We start from the raw sequence: 19,450 nt of genomic DNA, 5'->3' as shown, positions 1-19,450 counted from the left end.
ACCCCGCACCCGCTCCACGAACTCGATCGGCACCTCCCGCACCACCAACCCCGCCCGCAACGTCCGCGTCGCCAGATCAGTCTGGAACACATACCCCGCCGACTCCACCGACCCCAGATCCACCTTCTCCAACGTCGCCCGACGAAACAACCGGAACCCCGCCGTCGCATCCCGGATCCCGATCCCCAACAACAACCGGACATAGAGATTCCCACCCCGCGAGAGCACCTGCCGCGAAAGTGGCCAGTTCACCACCGACCCACCTGGCACATACCGCGACCCGATCACCAGATCCGCATCACGCAACGCCACCAACAACCGACCCAGCTCCTCGGGCTGATGCGAACCATCCGCATCCATCTCCCCGATCACGTCAAAGCCCTGCTCCAACGCCCAACCGAACCCCGCCAAGTACGCCGCACCCAACCCCTCCTTGCTGGTGCGATGCAACACATGGACCCGCTCATCACCCGCGGCCAGCTCATCAGCCAAAGCACCGGTGCCATCAGGAGAGCCGTCATCGACCACCAACACCTCGACCCCAGGCTCGGCCCGACGCAACCGGCCCACCACCCAACCCAGATTCGCAGCCTCGTTATAGGTCGGGACCACCATCACCACCCGACCCAACGCACCCAGATCAGTACTCACGTCGCGACTTCCGCCTCCTCCATGCGATTCCGACGCGCGACATTAGTCGACCGCATCCGGGGATCCGAGTTCACGAGCCACCGTCACCACGACGGAGGTTGAGACCGTAGCCGGAGGCCAGGATCGGATAGGTGCGGATCTGCTGCCTCTCCTGCTCCGACAAGCCGTCCCTTCGCAGGCGCAGCACGACGAAGGCGTCGCTGTCGGTGAGGTGGTCGACCAACCAGGTCCGGAAGACCAGGTTCTGCCCACGCGAGACCCTGCTGCCGTAGCTGGCGCCGGTGACATCGACGGGAACATCGCAGTGGCGGCGGAAGTTCGTCGTGAGCCGGTTCATCTGGATCAGCGCTGCCGGATCGTCGGCGGCGATGCAGCCGGCCGGCGCCGCCGCGATGAACCGCCCCGAGGGAAAGCTCTTCCCGGTCGGGGCGGCGGCCACCACCACACCCGACCAGATGACGACCGCTGCCGCCGCGATCACCGCCCCGGTGCGAAGCGGAGTATGCCGGATCGCCGTCACGGCGCCGCCGAGCCCGATGGCGAGGACCAGTGCGCCGGGGGCCGCGAGCAGGACGCCGTAGTGCCGGAAGTACGACGGGCTGACGATGAGCACGACGGCACCGGCGGCGAAGCAGGCCACGATGGGCCAGGCGCGACGATCCCGCAGGCACAGGACGGCCGCGACCAGGACCAGCAGTGCGACGAGCAGCGTCACGAGGTGCAGGGCTACGGGGCTCGCTCCATCCAGGACCGTCTTGGTGCCGAGCATGTTCGGGATCCGACCCAGCCGCGGCTTGGGTGTGCCCTGGCGACCGAGCTGGTTGCTCACCACCATGGTCCACATCCGATGCGGCGCCAGCAGGAAGAACGGCAGGAGCACGACGACCGCTGTCGCAACGCAAGCAGCGGCAAGGCGGGCAGCCGACCGGAGCTCGCGGCGCAGCAGCAGAGCGATGAGAACGGCAGCGACGATCGCGACGTACCAGATCTTCACCGTGCAGGAGAGGCCCAGCGCCACCCCCGCCGCCACGTCGAGCCAGCGCGAGCGTCGGCTGGCGGGAACGGTCAGTGCAAGCAGTGCCACCAACGTCAGGAAGGTGCCGAGCGGCTCCAAGAACGTCGCCTGCTCGCTGTAGGTGGCAGCGGCCGATGCTGCGTAGATGAGGCCGCTGACCAGTCCGCGAACCGGGCCCCACCGGCCCGCGATCACAGCGACGAGTACGGCGCTGAGACTCCCGAGCGCCATGAAGGACAGGCGTGCCACCGTCATGCCGGTCGGGTCGGAGGTCAGGCGGCCCAACACCGTGAACGGCATCAGCGCGATCGTGCTGCCCGGCGGATGGAGGAGGACGAAGTCCCGATAGGGCACGTGACCGAAGGTCAGTGCCTCCGAGCCGGTGTAGTAGACGCCGTCGTCATAGCGCCCGTAGAAGTGGAGACCGCCGCCGCGCAGCACCGGGACCAACCGCACGGCGTAGGCGAGCAGGAAGACCGCGACCAGGGCAGGGACACGATCGAATCTCCACCACGAGATCCGGCCGTCGCAGCGCTTCTCACCACGGTCCATCTCGTCGCTGCCGAGCACAGCGAAGGTCATGCAGGCGGCTCCTTCCAGGATCGGGCGGCTGACCATACCTCGACGCGGCTGGTGACTACCTGGGCGCCGACCCGAAGGTCGGCAAATGAAGAAGCCCCCGGCGAGCTCTCGCTCGCCGGGGGCTCCTGACACTGGCGGAGACGGAGGGATTTGAACCCTCGATGGGCTGTTAACCCAAACCTCATTAGCAGTGAGGCGCCATAGACCGGACTAGGCGACGTCTCCAAGTCAGCGCGCACAGGCTACTAGCCCCGGCAGCGCTTGTCCCAATCGCCCCTGATTTGGCTTCACAGGCCCAGCGGGCGGACCTTCTGACCCTCGCCGAGGTGGCGCTGCATCTGCCGGACGAACTCCTCGCGGTCGATCGCGAGCAGCCCCACCGGGATCGAGGTGGTGGTGCCGTTGCCGAGCCGCAGCACCAGGCATGCGATGCCACGGGTGGTGGTCGTTACCGCGTCGCGGACCTCGGTCCACGGGGCTTGGCGGACGCCGGCACCCCGCACGAGGCGGACGGCGTACCCCTGCTCGTCGCAGCGGACCACCCACGCCTTGCCCCGCAACCACCAAGCGCCGCCGGCGATCACGACGGCACCGACGAGGACGATGCCGATCACGATGTCGATCGAGCCGTGGGTGAACGCGACCACGATCGTGGCCAGGAACGCGACCAGGGCCAGCAGCACGAGCGCCAGCCCGAGGATGCGCGCCACGACGGCCGGGGCGAGGCGGTAGTACGTCATGGTTCCGATTGTCCCCAATGGGCCGCGTGATCCCGCATTCGCTTGTCCTGACCCGTGACCCGGGTCACACTCTCTGCATGGCGACCCTCAGCTCCGGGATGGCGGAAGCGCTGCACGGCCTCGAGCAGGCGATCGTGCCGCCGCGTCCCGGAGTGCCCCTGGGCAACTGGCGCTGGTCGCTGCGCCAGCGGCTCGCCTCGGTGCGCGACGCGCTCGTGGAGGAGAACCCGACGGCGGCCGACGGCTGGCTCGCTGCGCGCGGGGGTCAGGCGTTCCGCGAGCGCGGCATGCTCGTCTCGCGACTCTCCCAGCTCGCCGACGCGGCCCTCACCGCACCCGATCCGGAGGTGCTGCGCCAGGACCTGCGCCGGCTGATCGGGGACATCGGCCGACACATCCAGCGGCTCAACGACCTCGCCTACGACGACGTTGAACTGGAGCTCGGCGGGGAGAACTGAGGTCAGGGTGCCGAACGGAAGAGACTCGGGCCCCGAGCGACGGATGGCGCCCTAGTCTCGCGAGGAGTGCCTTCTCACCGCAGGTTTCACCACGATCTTTACGGTCCGGCTTTCGACGACTCTGGCGTCATGGGTTGATCGGGCAGTCAGAGCGCAGGTGATGGTGCCGCGAGCACGTTTGTCAGCCCTGATGCGCCAACGAAGTGTCTGGGCGCTACCTGCCGCCAAGATCGGCGTGCGGTACGTCCCCGACCGAACTGCTGCGCTGACGACGCGGTGCCCGAACTGCCACGTCATCTTGAGGTGAGGTCGCTTGCACCCCTGCAACGCAAGCGAATCGCCGACCAGCCCATCGTTGCGGAGCCGGATCGTCGCGCTCGACGCCGAGCCCCGGCGGACCACCAACTTGGTAGCGGCCGGAGCCACGAGCTTCCTGTACGACGGCCCTGCCGACGGTCGGCGGGACGCATGTGACGACGCATCGATGGCGAGATCCGGACGAAGTACATTCGCCACATCCAAGGCGCCGAGAAGCGCGTCAGATCCCTTGTCGACCGCCGCGAACATGCCGTCGTACGTAGTCCCAGCGAAGTAGACGCGGTCATCTGACGCGGCGACGCCCTCAGCGGCGTCGAATCCGGCAGCGCCGAAGGTGAGATGCCACTGAGGCGCACCATCGAATCCCCGACCCTCCACGTAGGCGTCGGTCGACGATGTCGTCCCGTCGTTGACCTCGCCGCCGAGTATGACGCCTCGTGAGGTGGTGGTGATGCTACGAACGTTGCCGCCGTGCTGACCCACCTCAGCCTGCCACAGCGGCTTGCCGCCACTCGAGATCGCACCCACGACGCCGTCGGACGCCGATGAGACTTCCTCCCCCATGACCCCACCCCAGTAGATGATCCCGTCGCGGGTGGTGAGGGCCGCCACGGAATCCGTCGCCGCCGTGCCGATCTGGGTGGTCCATCGCGTGCTGAGAGTCGTCGGATCGAGCGCGACGATGACGGCATCCTCATCGCCAGCAGACGGCGTGGCGCCCATGGCACCATCGGTCAGTCCGCCGACGATCATCTCGTCGCCGAGGAACGTGACCGCACGCGCCATGTCGAGCGCCGGGGAACCGAAGGTTCGGCTTGCGAGGAGTGTTCCCGTGGCCAGGCTGAAGGTGCTGACCGCGATGTCCTGCGGTCCACCCCCTGCAAAAGACTCACCCACGACCGCCACCGTGTTTCCGTGGACAGCAACGCCATCTACATAGGAGACCGGCCCGCGGCCGAATTGGGTCGTCCAGGAGACGGAACCATCGGGAGCCAGCAATTGGACCCAGCCATGCTCCCCGGACGTCGGTTCCGCCCCCGACCCGGGAAACACCCCGCCGGTCGTGCCGGCCACAACAGCTCCCCACGGACCCGCGTCGACGCCACGCGCCGTATCCCCCGACTGACTGCCTTCAGTGATGTGGCCGAGGTCCTGCCCCGTCACCGACGAGCGCTGGACAACAACGTCACTGTGTCCGTCGTTACGCGGGCTGCCCTCGCCCACCGACCAGACGACCCCATCCGAGACGTCGACCGCCGTCAGGTTGCCTCCGAACCCGATGTCGCTCTGAATGCCCCAGGTGAGTCCGTAGGACTGCGGGGATCCGTACCGATCGGTTGCGCTCGCACTGAGTGGCACGGTGACGAGCAGTACGGTGAGCGCCGTCGTGAGCGCCGACGCCGGGAACAAGAACTTCACCGGCGTATTAGACACCGCCCAGCACCATCTCGCAGGCAATACTCACCATCGCTCGCGTCGGTAGCCGTGCCGAATCGGCGGAAGCGTGCCGGGCGGCTGACGACGATGGGCATCTCGTCCAAGGGTCGCCCTGGCCGGATGAGATCCATCACCGAGACGCTCCCATGCTGACGTTCGAGTCTCCGCTCGTCACGAAGGCCGCCCGCCTGATCGACAAGGTCGGCGGCGTCATCTTCGGCGCCCTTCGGAGGCGCGAAGAGGTTCATCACTCACGAGGCGGTCGACTCGTGTCCGCGAACTGCCGAGCTCCAGGAGTTCCCTGCAGCCCATGGCGGATGGTGAGGGATTTGAACCCCCGGTGGGTCACCCCACGCTCGCTTTCAAGGCGAGTGCAATCGGCCGCTCTGCCAACCATCCCGTGCGCTGGGACCAGCGCAGGTCAGAGGGTAGCCCAGACGGCTCGGCTCCGATGGCGCGCGGGCAGGTCGGGCAGGGTCACGAGCGAGCGTCAGCCACCGAGCTCGAGCAGGATGTCGCCCTCCTGGACGACGTCGCCAGCGGTGACCTTCACGGTGAGGACCTTGCCCGCGACCTCGGCGAGCACCGGGATCTCCATCTTCATCGACTCCAGCAGCACCACGGCGTCGCCGACCGCGACCGAGTCGCCGACGGCCACGTCGATGCTCATCACGTTGGCAACCATCTCGGCGACGACAGGGGTGACGGTCTCGCGGGGCATGAGCCCGACGGTATGCGTTACCCCCCGGTAGGGCGAACCGGACAGGCTCAGAGCAGAGCCTGGGTACGCCGAGGCTCGGGCCGCACCGCGGCGGCCTCCTCGGCCTCCCGCACGGCGCGCCGGCCGGCTGCAGGCGCCACCTCGGCAGCTCGCCGGGAGCGCCCCTTCCGGACGCTGCGGATGCTGCCGGCGCTGCGACCAGGGCCGCCGGTGAGGAACAGGTCGGCGCCGATGACGACGTACCCGAGAGCGAGGCCGACGACGAGGCTGTAGCAGATCGAGAGGACGCCCTCGACGACCGAGACCTCGGGGTTCACGAACGTGCTGGCCATCGGCGCGGTGGCGGCCACGCCGAACGCGCACACCCACCAGCCTTGCCGACGTCGGGCCCGCATGTGCGTGCCCCAGGCCAGCGCCGGGACGCCGAGCAGTGCCTCGATGGGTCGCGGATAGCCGCCCAGGTGTTCGCGCATCCACACCACGCCGTCGCGCAGGGTGCCGACCAGTCCGGGGGTGCCGTAGCGGCGGATCGCCTCGGCGTACAGCAACGTGGCGAGCAGGAGGATGGCGCCGGCACTCACGGTGGCGAGGCCCCGTCGGCCCAGCCCGTGCAGGCCCGCACCGAGGCGGTAGACCAGCAGGAAGACGCCGATCAACGCGAGCACGAGCACGGTGTACTGGAAGCGGTTGACCGTCACCACCGGGGCGTACCCGATCGCCGCGAGCGAGCCCAGCCCCGCGATGATCGCCGCCACCCCGCACTCGCGGGCCGCCCTGGCGAAGGTGACGGCGGGCGTCGTGCCCATCACGGCGAAGACGGCGGAGACCGCGGCCATCATCACCGCCGCACCGGTGCGCAGCTCGTTGCTGCCGACCACGAAGACCGCGATGCCGAGCACCAGACCGAGCGCCGCGCAGATGAACGGCCGGCCACCCGTGCGGGCGGCCAGGCCGTAGACGTAGGCCGTGGTCAGCGCGACCGCGCCGATCCCGCCGAGGAGCTCGTCGTGCAGCCCGAAGGCGGCGAGCAGCACGCAGACGATGCCCACACCGCACACCGTCGACCACAGCAGCACCTGCTGACGCAGCCTCAGCCGGAAACCCGATCGCCCACCCTCACGCACACGGGTAGGGCTCGGGCTGGTGCGGGTCATGGGGTCGAAGGTTACAGGCGACGATTGGCCAGCGACGGATTCACGCGACGGGCCTCCTCCAGCACCTCGCGGGTGAGCGTGGCGGTGATCACGGCCGGGTCGGAGTCCGCCTCGGCGAGGACGTCGCCGAGCGGATCCACGACCATCGAGTGGCCGCAGTAACGCGGCGCCGGTTGACCGCAGGCGGCCACGAAGACGGTGTTCTCGATCGCGCGGGCGCGCAGCAGCGTGCGCCAGTGGTCGACCTTGCGGTCGCCGGCGACCCACGCGGCGGGTACGACGAGGATCTCGGCGCCCTCATCGACCAGCGACCGCGCCAGCTCGGGGAAGCGCAGGTCGTAGCAGGTCAGCAGCCCGATGCGCGCGCCCTCGCCCGTCGCGTCGGGCACCGTGACGACCTGCGGCGCGACCGGCCCCGCCGCCAGCACGTCGGACTCGCGGTAGCCGAAGGAGTCGTAGAGGTGGATCTTGCGGTAGGCCGCCTGCGTGCGCCCGCGCACCACCAGTGTGTTGAACGGCGTGGCCGCCTCGTCGGCGACGTGCTCCAGCATCCCGGCCACGATCGTGGTCCCGCGGTCGCGTGCGACCCGGTCGACCTCGGTGGCGAACGGCCCGTCGAAACCCTCGGCGTACTCGCCCAGCGGGGTGCCCGGCTTGCCGAAGTCCCTGGCGAAGACCTCCGGGAAGACGACGAGATCCGCGCCGGCCGGCGTCAGCGCGTCGATCCGGGCCCGGTTGGCGGCCGGGTCGAGTCCGGCGGGCTCCTGCACGAGGGCGATGTCGAGCGTGGTCCAGGTCATGCCCTCCATCATCGCGCGGCGCTCGAGGATGACGCAGGATGGGAGGCGTGTGGGACCCGTGGGCAGCGATCATCCTCGCCGGCGGCCGGGGCAGCCGGCTCGACGGCGTCGACAAGGCCGGCATCGAGCTCGGCGGTCGCACCCTGCTGGAGTGGGCGCTCGACGGTGTCATCGACGCCCGCGAGGTGGTGGTGGTCGGCGACCCGGTGCCGACCGAGCGCCCGGTCACGTTCACCCGCGAGAGTCCCCGGTACGGCGGACCCGTCGCGGGGCTGCTGACAGGCCTCGACGCGCTCATGTCGGTGCCCCGGTACGTCGGGGTGGTCGGCGTCGACATGCCGCACGTCCACCACGGGACGTGGCGGCGGCTGCTCGCCGGCGCTCGGACCGGCGGCTCCGACGGGGCGATCCTGATCGGACCCGACGGCCGCTGGCAGCTGGCGCTGGTGCTGGATACCGTGCGGCTGGAGCAGGTCCGGCCCGACTACGAGCAGCAGCACGACCATCCGATGAAGAAGCTGCTCGCGCCGTTGACGCTGACTCCCGTGATCGCGATGGATCGCGAGCATCAGGACATCGACACCTGGGCCGACCTGCGCGACGCTTGATGTCGTGAACCTGCACGACTGGATCGACGAGCTGTGCGACGTCCTCGACATCGACGCGGATGTCGATGAAGGGCTCATCCTCGACCTGGCGAAGACGGTGGCGACGAACGTCGAGAGACCGGCGGCGCCCGTGTCCGCCTACCTGCTCGGCGTCGCGGTCGGCCGTGCCGATGCCGGCACGACCGAGACCGAGCGGCTGGCGGCCGTGACCCAGGAGCTCGCCGAGCGCTGGGACAGGCCTACGGGTGTGACCGCCTCCGATGAGGATGAGGCTCCCGCCGTCGAACCGGCGCCGCCCGACCTCGACCTGGACTTCGGCGAGGACGACACTGCGCCGGACTGAGGGGTGGGCCGGCTGGTTTTGACCCCTGAGGGTCAGTCCCGCACGTTGTTGGGCAAAGCGCTGACCCCCAACGTGCGGTTTTGACCCCTGGGGGTCAAAACCGCCCGGCACCCTAGGGTGGGGGCATGCGTGCCGTCGTCGCCAGCGAACCCGGAGGGCCGGAGGCCCTCACCATCACCGAGCTGCCCGACCTGACCCCTGGGCCCGGCGAGGTCCTGATCGACGTGGCGGCCGCCGGCCTCAACCGGGCCGATCTGCTGCAGCGGCAGGGCTTCTACCCGCCGCCGCGCGGAGCCTCCGCGATCATCGGCATGGAGGTCAGCGGGACCGTCGCCGCGCTCGGCGACGGCGTCGAGACCTGGCAGGTCGGGGACGAGGTGTGCGCGTTGCTGGCCGGAGGCGGATACGCCTCCCAGGTCGTCGCACCCGCCGGTCAGGTGATGCCGATCCCCGCCGGTGTCTCCCTGATCGAGGCCGCGGCCCTTCCGGAGGTCGCCTGCACGGTCTGGTCCAACGTCTTCATGATCGGCGGGCTGCGCCAGCACGAGTCGTTCCTGGTGCACGGCGGTGCCGGTGGGATCGGCACGATGGCGATCCAGCTCGCCCACCAGCTCGGAGCGCGGGTGTTCACCACCGCAGGTACGCCGGAGAAGCGCGCGCTGTGCTCCGCCCTCGGCGCCGACGTCGTCATCGACTACCGCGAGGAGACGTTCGAGGACATCATCGACGATCACACCGAGGGCCGCGGCGTCGACGTCATCTTGGACAACATGGGCGCGAAGTACCTCACCCGCAACATCACGGCCCTCGCCGAGGAGGGCCGACTGGTCGTCATCGGCCTGCAGGGCGGCACCACCGCCGAGATCGACCTGAACGCCTTGATGCGCAAGCGCGCCGCGGTCATCGGCACCACGCTGCGCTCGCGCTCTGTCGAGGGCAAGTCCGCCATCTGCGCCTCCGTGGTCGCCAACGTGTGGCCCCTCCTGGCCGCTGGGGACGTGAAGCCGATCATCGACGTCGTACTCCCCTTCGACCAGGTCGCCGACGCCCACCGGCGGATGGAGGGTGGCGAGCACAGCGGAAAGATCCTGCTGAGGCTCTGAGAGCGCCGTGCACGCCTGGCTAGGCTGAACGACATGACCGAAGAGCAGCAGCACGCCATGGTGATCGGCCCCGACGGGCAGCCGGTGGTGGTGGCGGCACCCGAGCAGGACAGCAGCGATCGTGATCTGACCGAGCTGGTCGAGCAGCCGGCGAAGGTCATGCGGATCGGCTCGATGATCCGCCAGCTCCTCGAGGAGGTGAAGTCCGCACCGCTCGACGAGGCTTCGCGCAACAGGCTCCGCGAGATCCACCAGTCCTCCATCAAGGAGCTCGAGTCGGGTCTGGCGCCGGAGCTGATCGAGGAGCTGGAGCGGCTCAGCCTGCCCTTCTCCGACGACCGCACGCCCTCCGAGGCCGAGCTGCGGATCGCGCAGGCCCAGCTGGTCGGCTGGCTGGAGGGTCTCTTCCACGGCATCCAGACCGCGATCTACGCCCAGCAGATGGCAGCACGGGCACAGTTCGAGCAGATCAGGCGCGGCCTGCCTGCCGGCATGGGCGCCGCGATGCCGCAGATGCCGCAGCAGGGCCCGCCGCAACAGCAGCCCGGGCAGCAGGAGGAGCAGGGCGGCAGCAGCGGCCTCTACCTGTAGCAGAAGACGCCGACCACGGCAGCGACCAGCAGCGTCGTCAGCACACCTCGCCGCAGCACGAAGAGCAGCACGAAGGCCCCGGCGAGCACCGCGTACTGCCACGGCTGGCTGAGCGCCCGGGCCAGCATGATCGCCGATCCCAGGATCGCGCCGACCGCGGCCGGGCCCCTAACGAGTCGCCGTGAACATTCGTGTTGTCCTTGTGACCCGGACCACAGCGCGCCACCATGTGCCCATGCTGGGACTGATGCAGGACGGGCCGCTGACCATCACCTCGATCCTCGAGCGCGGCGAGCGTGTCTACGCCGACCGGGAGATCGTCACCAAGACCGCCGTCGGCAAGGAGCGGGCGACCTTCGCCGACCTGGGAGCGGAGGTACGGCGCCAGGCCGGCGCGCTCGACGCCCTGGGGATCTCGCCCGACGGCCGGGTGGCGAGCTTCGCCTGGAACACGTTCCGGCACCTGGCGCTCTACTACTCCGTGCCCTGCACGGGGCGGGTGCTGCACACCGGCAACATCCGCTACTTCCCGGAGCAGCTGATCTACACCTTCGAGCACGCCGAGGACGAGGCCGTCTTCGTGGACCGCTCACTGCTCGGCCTGCTCGCGCCGCTGCTGCCGAAGATGACCACCCTCAAGCATGTCGTGGTGATGGACGACGGTGCGCCGACGCCGCTGCCCGACGACCCGCGCGTGGTGTCCTACAGCGAGCTGGTCGACGGCGCCGACCTGGCGGACCTGACCGGCCGGATCACCGACGAGCACACCGCCGCCGGGATCTGCTACACCTCCGGCACCACCGGCAACCCCAAGGGCGTCGTCTACACCCACCGGTCCAACTGGCTGCACGCGCTGGGCTCACTGTCCAGCAGCGTCTTCGGGATGCACGACGGCGACCGGGTGCTGCCGGTCGTGCCGCTCTTCCACGCCAACGGCTGGGGCTACGCCCACTCCACGGTGATGGGCGGCGCCACCTTGATCATGCCCGGCCCGGACCTCTCTCCGGCCGGTCTGGTCGACCTGATGGAGTCGGAGAAGGTCAGTGTCGCCGCCGGCGTGCCGACCATCTGGATGGGTGTCGCTCCGCTGTTGAAGGGGCGGGACCTGTCCGCGCTCCGAGCCGTCATCTGCGGCGGCTCCGCCGTACCTGTCGCGTTGTCGGAGGCGTGGCGCGAGGCGATCGGCGTGCCGATCACGCAGGCGTGGGGCATGACCGAGATGTCGCCGCTGGGCAGCGTCGCCAGGCTGCGCAGCGAGATCACCAGCCGCGAGGAGGAGATCGAGACGCTGGCCACCGCCGGCCTGATCGCGCCGGGCGTGTCGGCCCGGATCGTCGACGCGGTCAGCCGCGAGGAGCTGCCGTGGGACGGCGAGACCAGCGGTGACCTCGAGGTCAGTGGGCCGTGGATCGCTCGCCAGTACTACAAGACCGACGAGCCTGGCGACTCCTTCAGCCCCGACGGCTGGCTGCGCACCGGCGACGTCGCCGCGATCACCCCGCTGGGCTACCTCAAGATCGTGGACCGCACCAAGGACCTGGTGAAGTCCGGCGGCGAGTGGATCAGCTCGGTCGACCTGGAGAACCAGATCATGGGCCACCCGAAGGTCGCCGAGGCCGCGGTGATCGCGATGCCGCACCCGAAGTGGGGCGAGCGGCCGCTGGCGTGCGTGGTCATCCGCGACGGCGAGACGCTCGACCGCGACGAGCTGCTGGCGTGGCTGGGCGACAAGGTCGGCAAGTGGCAGGTGCCCGACGACGTGATCTTCATCGACGAGGTGCCCAAGACCAGTGTCGGCAAGTTCTCCAAGAAGACCCTCCGGGAGCAGTACGCCGACCACGTCCTGCCTACGTCTGGCGCGTAAAGCGGACTAGGTTCGAAGCCATGGGATCCAAGCTCACTCCGTACCTGTCCTTCCGCTCCGAAGCCCGCCAGGCGATGGAGTTCTACCAGTCCGTGCTGGGCGGCGAGCTCAACGTCGTCACCTTCGGTGACTTCGGCCAGGCCGAGGGCGGCGCCGACCTGGTCATGCACGCCTCGCTGGTGACCACGGCCGGCTACACGATCTTCGCTGCCGACACCCCGCCCGGGATGGACTTCGACTCCGGCAGCCAGATCACCGTCTCGATCTCGGGCGAGGACGTGGACGAGCTGCGTGGCTACTTCCGCCACCTCTCCGTGGACGGTCAGGTGCGGATGCCGCTGCAGGTGCAGGCGTGGGGCGACGAGTTCGGGATGTTCGTCGACCGGTTCGGCATCCCGTGGATGGTGAACATCAGCGGCGCTCAGTAAGGCCGCAGCCCCGGCGGCCTCAGCCGCGCAGGCTCGCAGGCAGGCGCTCGTACCCGCGCAGAATGCGGGTGGGGCGTCGGTTCGCGCCCGGCAGCAGCCGGACGTCGGGATAGCGCTCGAAGAACATCCGCAGGCCGACGTCGCCCTCCATCCGGGCCAGCGCTGCACCCAGGCAGTAGTGCCGGCCGGCCGAGAAGGAGACGTGGTCCTTCGCGTTCTCCCGCGTGACGTCGAAGGTGTTCGGGTCGGTGAAGACCTCGGGGTCGCGGTTGGCGGCGGCCAGGACGGTGACGACGACACTGTCCTGGTTGAACCGCTTCCCCGCCACCTCGGTGTCGCGCTCTGCGATCCGGCCGGTGAGCAGCACCGGCGGGTCGAAGCGCAGCACCTCGTCGACGGCGTTGCCCCACAGCGACGCGTCCTCCCGCAGCAGTGCCAGCTGGTCGGGGTGGTCGTGCAGCAGCGCGATCCCGTTGCCGAGCAGGTTGACAGTGGTCTCAAAGCCGGCCGCGAGCACGAGTCCGGCGGTCGCCTTGAGCTCGTGCGGCGTCAGCCCGACACCGTCGTCCTGGGCGGCGACCAGCTCGCTGAGCAGGTTGTCCCCCGGCTCGCGGCGCAGTGACTCGAGGTGCTGGGTCAGCCAGGTGTCGAACTCGCGCAGCCCGCTCTCCACCTCACGGAACCTGCGCCAACCCAGACCCATGTCCAGGCTCGGCGCGGCGGCGGTGCCGAACTCGAGCACCTTGGCACGGTCCGCCATCGGTACGCCGAGGATCTCGGCGATCACCGTCACCGGCAGCAGGCTGCAGTACGCCTCGATCAGGTCGACCGGCGCTCCGCCCGACTCGCTGACCCGCTTGTCCAGGTCGTCGAGAAGCCCGGCGGCGACCTCGGCGGTGCGCTCCTGCAACCGCTGCACGGCGCGCACCGAGAAGACGCGGGTGACCAGCTTGCGGTAGCGGGTGTGGTCGGGCGGCTCGGTGACCAGCAGCGAGGGCGGCTCCACCGGGCTGATCACGTCCGTCGCCGACCACGCGGCCAACTGCTGCATCCGGCTGCCGGCACGTGACGGCACACCGGTGCGGAAGTCGTTGCTGCTCAGCACCTCGCGCACGGCCGCATGGTCGACCGCCATGTGGGTCAGTCGGGTGCTGACCACCGACCCCTTGGCGCGCGCCTCCTCGAAGAGGTCGAGCAGGTCGAAGGTGTGCCTGCCCGGCGCGGCCGCGATCAGCCTGCCCTGGATGTCACCACGGCGGGCAGCGGCGCGGAAGAACGCGCGCGGCAGCGCATGGCTCACCCCCCAGCGCACGGGCGTCTTGACCTGGTCCACGAGCGGCCTGATCACGGGGTCCAGCAGCGTCACGGGGCACTCCTCACGCCGTTTGGTACGCCGTCGTACCAGTCGTTGGTACTCAAACGTACCGCTCGATGGAGGATCTGACCAGGGTCGCTCGGCGTGGGGGTCCCGCTCGCCTAGGGTGTGCCCGTGACGTTCACCGCCCTCGACAATCGCTCCCGCCTGCTCGCCGGGCTCTCGGACGCGCTGCGCGAGCGGTCCTACGCCGAGGTCACGGTCGCCGACATCGTCCGCCAGGCGCGTACGTCGAAGCGCACCTTCTACGAGCACTTCGCGGACAAGCACGACTGCTTCGTGGCGCTGCTGACGCTGTCCAACCTGGAGCTCCGGCGCTGCATCGCCGCCGCCGTCGACCCGACCGCGCCGTGGGAGACCCAGGTCCGGCAGGGTGTCGGCGCGCTCCTCGAGCTGGTGCACGCCGAGCCGCACCTGTTCCTCAACTGGTTCCGCGCGGTGCCCACCCTCGGCGACGAGGGCCGCACCCTGGTCCGCGAGGGGATGGCCACCTTCGTCGAGCTGCTGCGCACCTTGGCGGACACCCCCGACCTGAAGCGAGCCGGGGTCGAGCCGCCGACGCGCGAGCTCGGCATCATCGTCTTCGGCGGCCTGCGTGAGCTGATCGCCACCGCGCTGGAGGAGGGCCGCGACCCGCTCGCGCTGACCGAGCCGGCGAGCCAGGCGCTCAGCGCCCTGCTCGCACCTCGAGCCTGACCACCACCACGTCGCCCTCGGCGAGCCGCTCGGTGAGCCGAACGGCGGCCTTGAGCGGCACCAGGTAGCGACCGCCCTTGGGGAACAGCGCCGTGGCGAACTCCGTCGCGCCGATCCGCGCCGTCACCGGCACCTGGCCCCAGTACGCCAGCGCACGGGAAGCCTCCTTGAGATCCTCGCTGTCAGCCACGGGCATCACGACGAAGAGGTACGGCGCCGGACCGCGCCACTCGACGACCTCGCCCTCGAAGACCCAGGCCATCGCCTCAGGAGAGCAGACCGTGGAAGCTCGGCAGCTTGATCCCGTGCCCGACGTTGTCGCCCCAGAGATCGGTCTTGCGGTTCCCGATGTCCATCACGACGGTGTAGCCGCGCGCCACGATCTTGGCTCGGTTGGCCTGCTTGCTCACCGCGAGACCCTGGCCCTTCGGCCGGCCGTAGACATCGGCGTACCGATAACCGGCGGCGCTCAGCTGCGGACGGACGCTGTCGGCGCTGCTCTGGGTCCGGCCGGTGACGAAGAAGACGGTGTAGCCGAGCTGGACGGCATGCTTGGCCACCCTCAAGGTCGGCCGGACCGGCTTCGGCCAGCGGTAGTGCGTCTGCAACGAGGTGTTGTCGATGTCGAGCACCAGGGCGGGCCGGGCGGCATCGGCCGCGTGCGCGTCGAGGTAGGCGTTGGCGCCGGCCAACTTCTTGCGCACCTTGGCCAGCCAGACCGACCTGGGCGGGAGGCCAGCACGCCGGGCGTGAACCCCGCACCCGCTTCCGGCGGCCGCGCTCGATGCAACCGGAGCCGCCACCGGAGCGGTCACCTGCGCGGGCACCTGGGCGAGTGAGGCGGAGGGGACGAGCAGCGTCGACCCGAGCGCGAGCCCGAGCAGCGAGGCGCGTACGGCGGTGGTGAGTCGGGGGCTCATGGTTCGACCATAGACGAGTCGGGGAGACGGATCACGACGCCTCAAAAGGTATTAGCTTGAGTGGTTTACTGTTGTTTATGCGCACTCTCAAGACCGTGGCCGGCTCCGGCGGCCAGCACTGGGGCATCTACGACCTGGCCCTCGACCCGAACCGCTCGACGATGGCCGATGCCGCCGTGATCGCGCCGCGGGCCGAGGCCGCCAGGATCGATGCGCTCTTCCTCGCCGACCTGCTGCAGTTCGGCAACCAGGGCGCGATCGGCGCCCAGGAGCCGCTGATCTTCCTGGCGGCGCTGAGCCAGCTGACCAGCCACACCGGCCTGATCGCGACGGTCTCCTCGACGTTCAACGACCCGTTCTCGCTGGCCCGGCAGTTCGGCACGCTCGACCACGTCAGCAACGGTCGCGCGGCGTGGAACGTGGTAACCTCGGCATTCGGCGAGGAGAACTACGGCTATGCCGAGATCCCCTCGCCCGAGGACCGCTACGCCCGCGCCGAGGAGGTCCTCGAGGTCACCACCGCGCTGTGGGACAGCTGGCAGCCGGGAGCGCTCCGCGCCGGCGACGGCGGCGCGATCCTGGATGCCTCCCTGGTACGCCCGATCGACCACCACGGCCGGTTCTTCGACGTCGCCGGGCCGCTCAACATCCCGCCGCTGCCGCAGGGCCGGCCGGTCATCTTCCAGGCCGGGCAGTCCGAGGGCGGCGTACGCCTCGGCGCGCGCTTCGCCGAGGTGGTCTTCACCTCGCTGCCGACCATCGAGATCGCCCAGGAGTTCACCGACCGCATCCGGTCCCTGGCGGCCTCCTTCGGCCGCCCGGACCGGCCGCTGATCTTCAGCTCGTTGCACGCGACGTACGGCGCCACCGAGGAGGAGGCGCTGCGGCTCAAGCGCGAGCGGATCGAGTCGATCGACCTCGAGACCGGGCGGGCGCGCCTGGAGCAGATGCTCGGCGACATCGACCTCTCCGAGGTCAAGCTCGACGAGACCATCCCCGCCTCGCTGCTGCCCTCGCTGGACTCGATCGGGCGGCGCCGCGGCCGGGTGGAGATCTTCGCCGCCTGGGCACGATCCGGCCGGACGCTGCGCGAGCTGATCGTGGACGCACAGGACACCGGCCACTGGGCGGTCACGGGTACGCCGGAGCAGGTCGCGGACGCGATCGAGGAGCGCTATCGCCTCGGTGTCCTCGACGTGGTCAGCGTCGGCGACCTCGCCGACGACACCAGCCACGACTTCGTCGCCAACGGACTGCTGCCCGAGCTGCGCCGACGCGGCGTCGTCGGTGACGACTACCGCGGCGACACGCTGCGGGAGAACCTGGAGCTGCCGCTCACTCGCTGAGCTGGCCGAGCACCTCGGTGCCCAGTCGCGCGAGCATGTCGCTGCGCTCGGCGGCGGCACCGGTCAGGCTGGCGCCGTTGACGATGAACTCGTCGTAGCCTGCCTCGGCGTACCGGCCGATCTGGTCGGCGAGCTGCGCGGCCGATCCGCCGATGCTCGGCCGCCCGGGCACCGCCTCCTCGTCGAGCCGGACGATGCTGTTGATGCTGCAGTGCACCGTGCCGGGGTCGCGGCCGACCTGCTCGCAGGCGGCGAGCAGCTTCTCCCGCGAAGCGGCGGCCGTCTCGGGCGTGCCCCACGTGTTCCACTCGTCCGCGTAGCGGGCGGTGATCCGCAGCATCCGCGGGCTGCCCGACCCGACCACGATCGGCAGCCGCTGCTGCACCGGCTTGGGGTCGCACGGCGCATCGACGACGTCATAGACCTTGCCGCGGAAGGTGGTCCGCTCCTCGACCAGCAGGCTGCGGACGATCTGGATCGACTCCTCGAAGCGGGTGACCCGGGGTCCGGGCTCCTCCAGCTCGAAGCCGTAGGCGGCATGCTCGTTGACCTGCCAGCCGGCACCGAGGCCGAGCACCATCCGGCCGCCGGCGAGGTGGTCGATGGTGACCGCGCGGTTGGCCAGCAGGGCCGGATGGTGCACCGACGTCGGGCTGACGAGGGTGCCGATCCGGACCCGCTCGGTCGCGGTCGCGAGGGCCGACAGCAGCGACCAGGCCTCGTGCACCGGTCCGTCGGCCGGTGCGCCGTCGGGCGTGTTGGGCATGTAGTGGTCGGCGAGCCAGACGCCGTACCAGCCCTCCGCCTCGGCCTGGCGGGCCTCGGCGAGCACCTCGGCGGGTGGGTGGGAGGTGGCGGGCCAGAAGGAGAACTTCACGCTGGCCACCCTAGGCCCGCCGTCCCAGGCGCACGGGTGCCCCGGCTCATCCTGGCCTGCACGCCTCCCGGGTGCCAGGATCGAGAGGTGAGCGATGGGAACACCCAGGTCATCGAAGAGTTCCGTGCCAACCAGGGCCGCGTCGGCGGTCCGTTCGAGGGAGCGCCGATGGTGCTCGTGCACCACACCGGCCGCCGCAGCGGCGCCGAGCGGGTCACCCCGCTGGTGTACCTGCCCGGCGACGACGCCTCCGTCCTCTACATCTTCGCCTCGAAGGGTGGCGCCCCGACCAACCCGGACTGGTACCGCAACCTGATCGAGACGGGCACCACCACGATCGAGGTCGGCGCCGAGACCTACCAGGTCAGCGTCGAGGAAGTCACCGGCGCGGAGCGCGACCGCCTCTTCGCGGGGCAGGTCGCGCGGATGCCCGGTTTCGGTGGGTACGCCGAGAAGACCGCGGGCATCCGGGTCATCCCGGTGCTCAGGCTGACGCGGTCCTGACCGACCTTGCTACGTTCGAGGCATGGCCGACCCTGCTCCTGACGACCTGGTGCTGTGCTGCTTCCTCTGGGCGGTGCCCGGCGAGGAGGCGGGCCTGGAGTCCTACGAGGACCAGGTGCTCGCACTCCTGCCCGAGCACGGCGGTTCGCTCGTCCAGCGGGTGCGCTCGACCGGCGAGGCAGCCGGACCGCGCGAGGTGCAGCTGCTCCGCTTCCCCGACCAAGAGGCGGTCGGCGGCTACCTGGACGACCCGCGACGGCTCGCCATGGCCGACGTGCGCGACCGGGTCATCGCGCGGACCGAGCTGTTCCCGGTCTCGGTGCTCCGATGAGCCAGGACGAGCCGGCCACCGATTCTGTCCGCACGCTGGTGCCCGTGCCGCCGGAGCAGCGCCCACGGCGTCGGCGGCGTACGGCTCGGGTGCTGTTGATCGATGACCGCGACCGGCTGCTGCTCTTCCACGACACTGACCCCGGCCTGTCCGACGTGCACTGGTGGATCACGCCCGGCGGAGGGCTCGACCCGGGAGAGAGCGACACGGCAGCCGCGGTGCGCGAGCTCTTCGAGGAGACGGGCGTCGTCGTCGGCGAGGACGAGCTGGTCGGGCCGGTGATGGAGCGCCGGGTGGTGCATGGCTACTCCGATGTGGTGGTCGACCAGGAGGATGTCTTCTTCGCGTGCTGGGTGCCGGCGTTCGAGATCTCCGACGCCGGCCACACGCCCGAGGAGCGGGCCCTGATGACCGGGCACCACTGGTGGACCCGGGCCGAGCTGACCCGGACGACCGATGTGGTCTGGCCGGCCGAGGTGCTCGACCTGTGGGCTGACGCGGACGCACGTCGGGGCAGTGGGACCGCACGGCCGCCGATCGACGGCGGGTACGTCGAGGAGTCGACCGTCCCGGCGCAGTGAGCGTGCG

At 70.0% G+C, this 19,450-nt stretch carries 24 protein-coding genes and 2 tRNA genes; 12 read left to right on the top strand and 14 right to left on the bottom strand.

The genetic code is table 11. From position 1 onward, the window contains the following. From H036_RS0120450 to H036_RS0120435, 4 genes are all read right to left on the bottom strand, one after another. On the bottom strand, positions 1 to 615 hold a 615-nt coding region (locus H036_RS0120450), incomplete at its 3' end, for a polyprenol monophosphomannose synthase (protein ID WP_026146051.1). Positions 616 to 721: 106 nt separating this feature from the next. Continuing rightward, the gene (locus H036_RS0120445; protein WP_020485883.1) at positions 722 to 2,248 is read right to left on the bottom strand and encodes a glycosyltransferase 87 family protein; all 1,527 of its coding nucleotides are present in this window, start codon (positions 2,246 to 2,248) and stop codon (positions 722 to 724) included. 132 nt (positions 2,249 to 2,380) lie between these two features. Beyond that, positions 2,381 to 2,473 (bottom strand) — tRNA-Ser (locus H036_RS0120440). A gap of 62 nt (positions 2,474 to 2,535) precedes the next feature. Further along, positions 2,536 to 2,988: a hypothetical protein gene (locus H036_RS0120435; RefSeq protein WP_017936675.1), complete on the bottom strand. Its 453-nt coding sequence runs from the start codon at positions 2,986 to 2,988 to the stop codon at positions 2,536 to 2,538. Between the two features lie 77 nt (positions 2,989 to 3,065). Between H036_RS0120435 and H036_RS0120430 the strand changes: the two genes are divergently transcribed. Next, positions 3,066 to 3,446 carry a hypothetical protein gene (locus H036_RS0120430; protein ID WP_036489520.1) on the top strand — a complete coding sequence of 127 codons (381 nt, stop codon included), beginning with the start codon at positions 3,066 to 3,068 and terminating at the stop codon, positions 3,444 to 3,446. 51 nt (positions 3,447 to 3,497) lie between these two features. Here H036_RS0120430 and H036_RS0120425 read toward each other — a convergent pair whose 3' ends face one another. The 5 genes from H036_RS0120425 to H036_RS0120405 all read right to left on the bottom strand — a co-directional run bounded on the left by H036_RS0120425 (position 3,498) and on the right by H036_RS0120405 (position 7,876). Continuing rightward, positions 3,498 to 5,183 (bottom strand): hypothetical protein, encoded by a 1,686-nt coding sequence (locus H036_RS0120425; protein WP_017936673.1) that lies wholly within the window; start codon positions 5,181 to 5,183, stop codon positions 3,498 to 3,500. Between the two features lie 329 nt (positions 5,184 to 5,512). Continuing rightward, positions 5,513 to 5,600, bottom strand: a tRNA-Ser gene (locus H036_RS0120420). 91 nt (positions 5,601 to 5,691) lie between these two features. Then, on the bottom strand, positions 5,692 to 5,922 hold the full coding sequence (locus tag H036_RS0120415) for a biotin/lipoyl-binding carrier protein (RefSeq protein ID WP_017936672.1): 231 nt from the start codon (positions 5,920 to 5,922) through the stop codon (positions 5,692 to 5,694). 47 nt (positions 5,923 to 5,969) lie between these two features. Beyond that, entirely contained in the window at positions 5,970 to 7,076 is a 1,107-nt protein-coding gene (locus tag H036_RS0120410) for a hypothetical protein (protein WP_157417714.1), read from the bottom strand. 11 nt (positions 7,077 to 7,087) lie between these two features. Further along, a complete protein-coding gene (locus tag H036_RS0120405; RefSeq protein WP_017936670.1) occupies positions 7,088 to 7,876 on the bottom strand; it encodes a carbon-nitrogen hydrolase family protein in 789 nt (262 codons plus the stop codon). 38 nt (positions 7,877 to 7,914) lie between these two features. On the opposite strand from H036_RS0120405, the gene mobA reads away from it, so the two are divergent. The 4 genes from mobA to H036_RS0120385 all read left to right on the top strand — a co-directional run bounded on the left by mobA (position 7,915) and on the right by H036_RS0120385 (position 10,521). Continuing rightward, on the top strand, positions 7,915 to 8,484 hold the full coding sequence (gene mobA / locus H036_RS0120400; protein WP_017936669.1) for a molybdenum cofactor guanylyltransferase: 570 nt from the start codon (positions 7,915 to 7,917) through the stop codon (positions 8,482 to 8,484). A 4-nt stretch (positions 8,485 to 8,488) separates the two neighbouring features. After that, on the top strand, positions 8,489 to 8,827 hold the full coding sequence (locus H036_RS23955; protein WP_017936668.1) for a DUF6457 domain-containing protein: 339 nt from the start codon (positions 8,489 to 8,491) through the stop codon (positions 8,825 to 8,827). A 125-nt stretch (positions 8,828 to 8,952) separates the two neighbouring features. Continuing rightward, complete coding sequence (locus H036_RS0120390; RefSeq protein WP_017936667.1) at positions 8,953 to 9,930, top strand: NAD(P)H-quinone oxidoreductase; 978 nt, start codon at positions 8,953 to 8,955, stop codon at positions 9,928 to 9,930. Positions 9,931 to 9,963: 33 nt separating this feature from the next. Beyond that, positions 9,964 to 10,521 carry a bacterial proteasome activator family protein gene (locus H036_RS0120385; protein ID WP_017936666.1) on the top strand — a complete coding sequence of 186 codons (558 nt, stop codon included), beginning with the start codon at positions 9,964 to 9,966 and terminating at the stop codon, positions 10,519 to 10,521. Here the strand turns inward: H036_RS0120385 and H036_RS25570 are convergent. Next, complete coding sequence (locus H036_RS25570) at positions 10,512 to 10,649, bottom strand: hypothetical protein (RefSeq protein ID WP_017936665.1); 138 nt, start codon at positions 10,647 to 10,649, stop codon at positions 10,512 to 10,514. The genes H036_RS0120385 and H036_RS25570 overlap by 10 nt on opposite strands. 107 nt (positions 10,650 to 10,756) lie before the next feature. Between H036_RS25570 and H036_RS0120375 the strand changes: the two genes are divergently transcribed. Continuing rightward, positions 10,757 to 12,385 carry a long-chain fatty acid--CoA ligase gene (locus H036_RS0120375; RefSeq protein ID WP_026146211.1) on the top strand — a complete coding sequence of 543 codons (1,629 nt, stop codon included), beginning with the start codon at positions 10,757 to 10,759 and terminating at the stop codon, positions 12,383 to 12,385. Positions 12,386 to 12,405: 20 nt separating this feature from the next. After that, complete coding sequence (locus H036_RS0120370; protein WP_017936663.1) at positions 12,406 to 12,813, top strand: VOC family protein; 408 nt, start codon at positions 12,406 to 12,408, stop codon at positions 12,811 to 12,813. 19 nt (positions 12,814 to 12,832) lie between these two features. On the opposite strand, the gene H036_RS0120365 is transcribed toward H036_RS0120370, so the two are convergent. Then, complete coding sequence (locus tag H036_RS0120365) at positions 12,833 to 14,179, bottom strand: cytochrome P450 (RefSeq protein ID WP_017936662.1); 1,347 nt, start codon at positions 14,177 to 14,179, stop codon at positions 12,833 to 12,835. A gap of 123 nt (positions 14,180 to 14,302) precedes the next feature. Here H036_RS0120365 and H036_RS0120360 point away from each other — a divergent pair, with 123 nt between their 5' ends. Continuing rightward, positions 14,303 to 14,884, top strand: coding sequence for a TetR/AcrR family transcriptional regulator (locus H036_RS0120360; protein ID WP_017936661.1), 582 nt, complete (start codon positions 14,303 to 14,305; stop codon positions 14,882 to 14,884). Here the strand turns inward: H036_RS0120360 and H036_RS0120355 are convergent. Then, positions 14,856 to 15,146: a DUF1905 domain-containing protein gene (locus H036_RS0120355; RefSeq protein ID WP_017936660.1), complete on the bottom strand. Its 291-nt coding sequence runs from the start codon at positions 15,144 to 15,146 to the stop codon at positions 14,856 to 14,858. The two genes, H036_RS0120360 and H036_RS0120355, sit on opposite strands and share 29 nt — an antisense overlap. Before the next feature lie 4 nt (positions 15,147 to 15,150). Continuing rightward, positions 15,151 to 15,804, bottom strand: a complete 654-nt coding sequence (locus tag H036_RS0120350) for an HAD family acid phosphatase (RefSeq protein WP_017936659.1) — start codon at positions 15,802 to 15,804, stop codon at positions 15,151 to 15,153. Between the two features lie 77 nt (positions 15,805 to 15,881). Between H036_RS0120350 and H036_RS0120345 the strand changes: the two genes are divergently transcribed. Then, on the top strand, positions 15,882 to 17,150 hold the full coding sequence (locus H036_RS0120345; RefSeq protein ID WP_017936658.1) for an NtaA/DmoA family FMN-dependent monooxygenase: 1,269 nt from the start codon (positions 15,882 to 15,884) through the stop codon (positions 17,148 to 17,150). Here the strand turns inward: H036_RS0120345 and H036_RS0120340 are convergent. After that, the gene (locus tag H036_RS0120340) at positions 17,140 to 18,027 is read right to left on the bottom strand and encodes an LLM class flavin-dependent oxidoreductase (RefSeq protein ID WP_017936657.1); all 888 of its coding nucleotides are present in this window, start codon (positions 18,025 to 18,027) and stop codon (positions 17,140 to 17,142) included. The genes H036_RS0120345 and H036_RS0120340 overlap by 11 nt on opposite strands. Before the next feature lie 87 nt (positions 18,028 to 18,114). Here H036_RS0120340 and H036_RS0120335 point away from each other — a divergent pair, with 87 nt between their 5' ends. From H036_RS0120335 to H036_RS0120325, 3 genes are read left to right on the top strand one after another with little or no spacing between them, the layout of a single operon-like run. Next, positions 18,115 to 18,531: a nitroreductase family deazaflavin-dependent oxidoreductase gene (locus tag H036_RS0120335; protein WP_017936656.1), complete on the top strand. Its 417-nt coding sequence runs from the start codon at positions 18,115 to 18,117 to the stop codon at positions 18,529 to 18,531. 22 nt (positions 18,532 to 18,553) lie between these two features. Then, positions 18,554 to 18,862, top strand: a complete 309-nt coding sequence (locus tag H036_RS0120330) for a hypothetical protein (protein ID WP_017936655.1) — start codon at positions 18,554 to 18,556, stop codon at positions 18,860 to 18,862. Then, positions 18,859 to 19,443, top strand: a complete 585-nt coding sequence (locus tag H036_RS0120325) for an NUDIX hydrolase (RefSeq protein WP_017936654.1) — start codon at positions 18,859 to 18,861, stop codon at positions 19,441 to 19,443. The genes H036_RS0120330 and H036_RS0120325 overlap by 4 nt, the downstream gene beginning before the upstream one ends. Positions 19,444 to 19,450: the final 7 nt, after the last annotated feature.

Source organism: Nocardioides sp. Iso805N, from assembly GCF_000364605.1.
Classification (GTDB): Bacteria; Actinomycetota; Actinomycetes; order Propionibacteriales; family Nocardioidaceae; genus Nocardioides.
The sequence above is the reverse complement of the archived record's forward strand: the minus strand, read 5'-3'. Positions and strand labels throughout refer to the sequence as shown.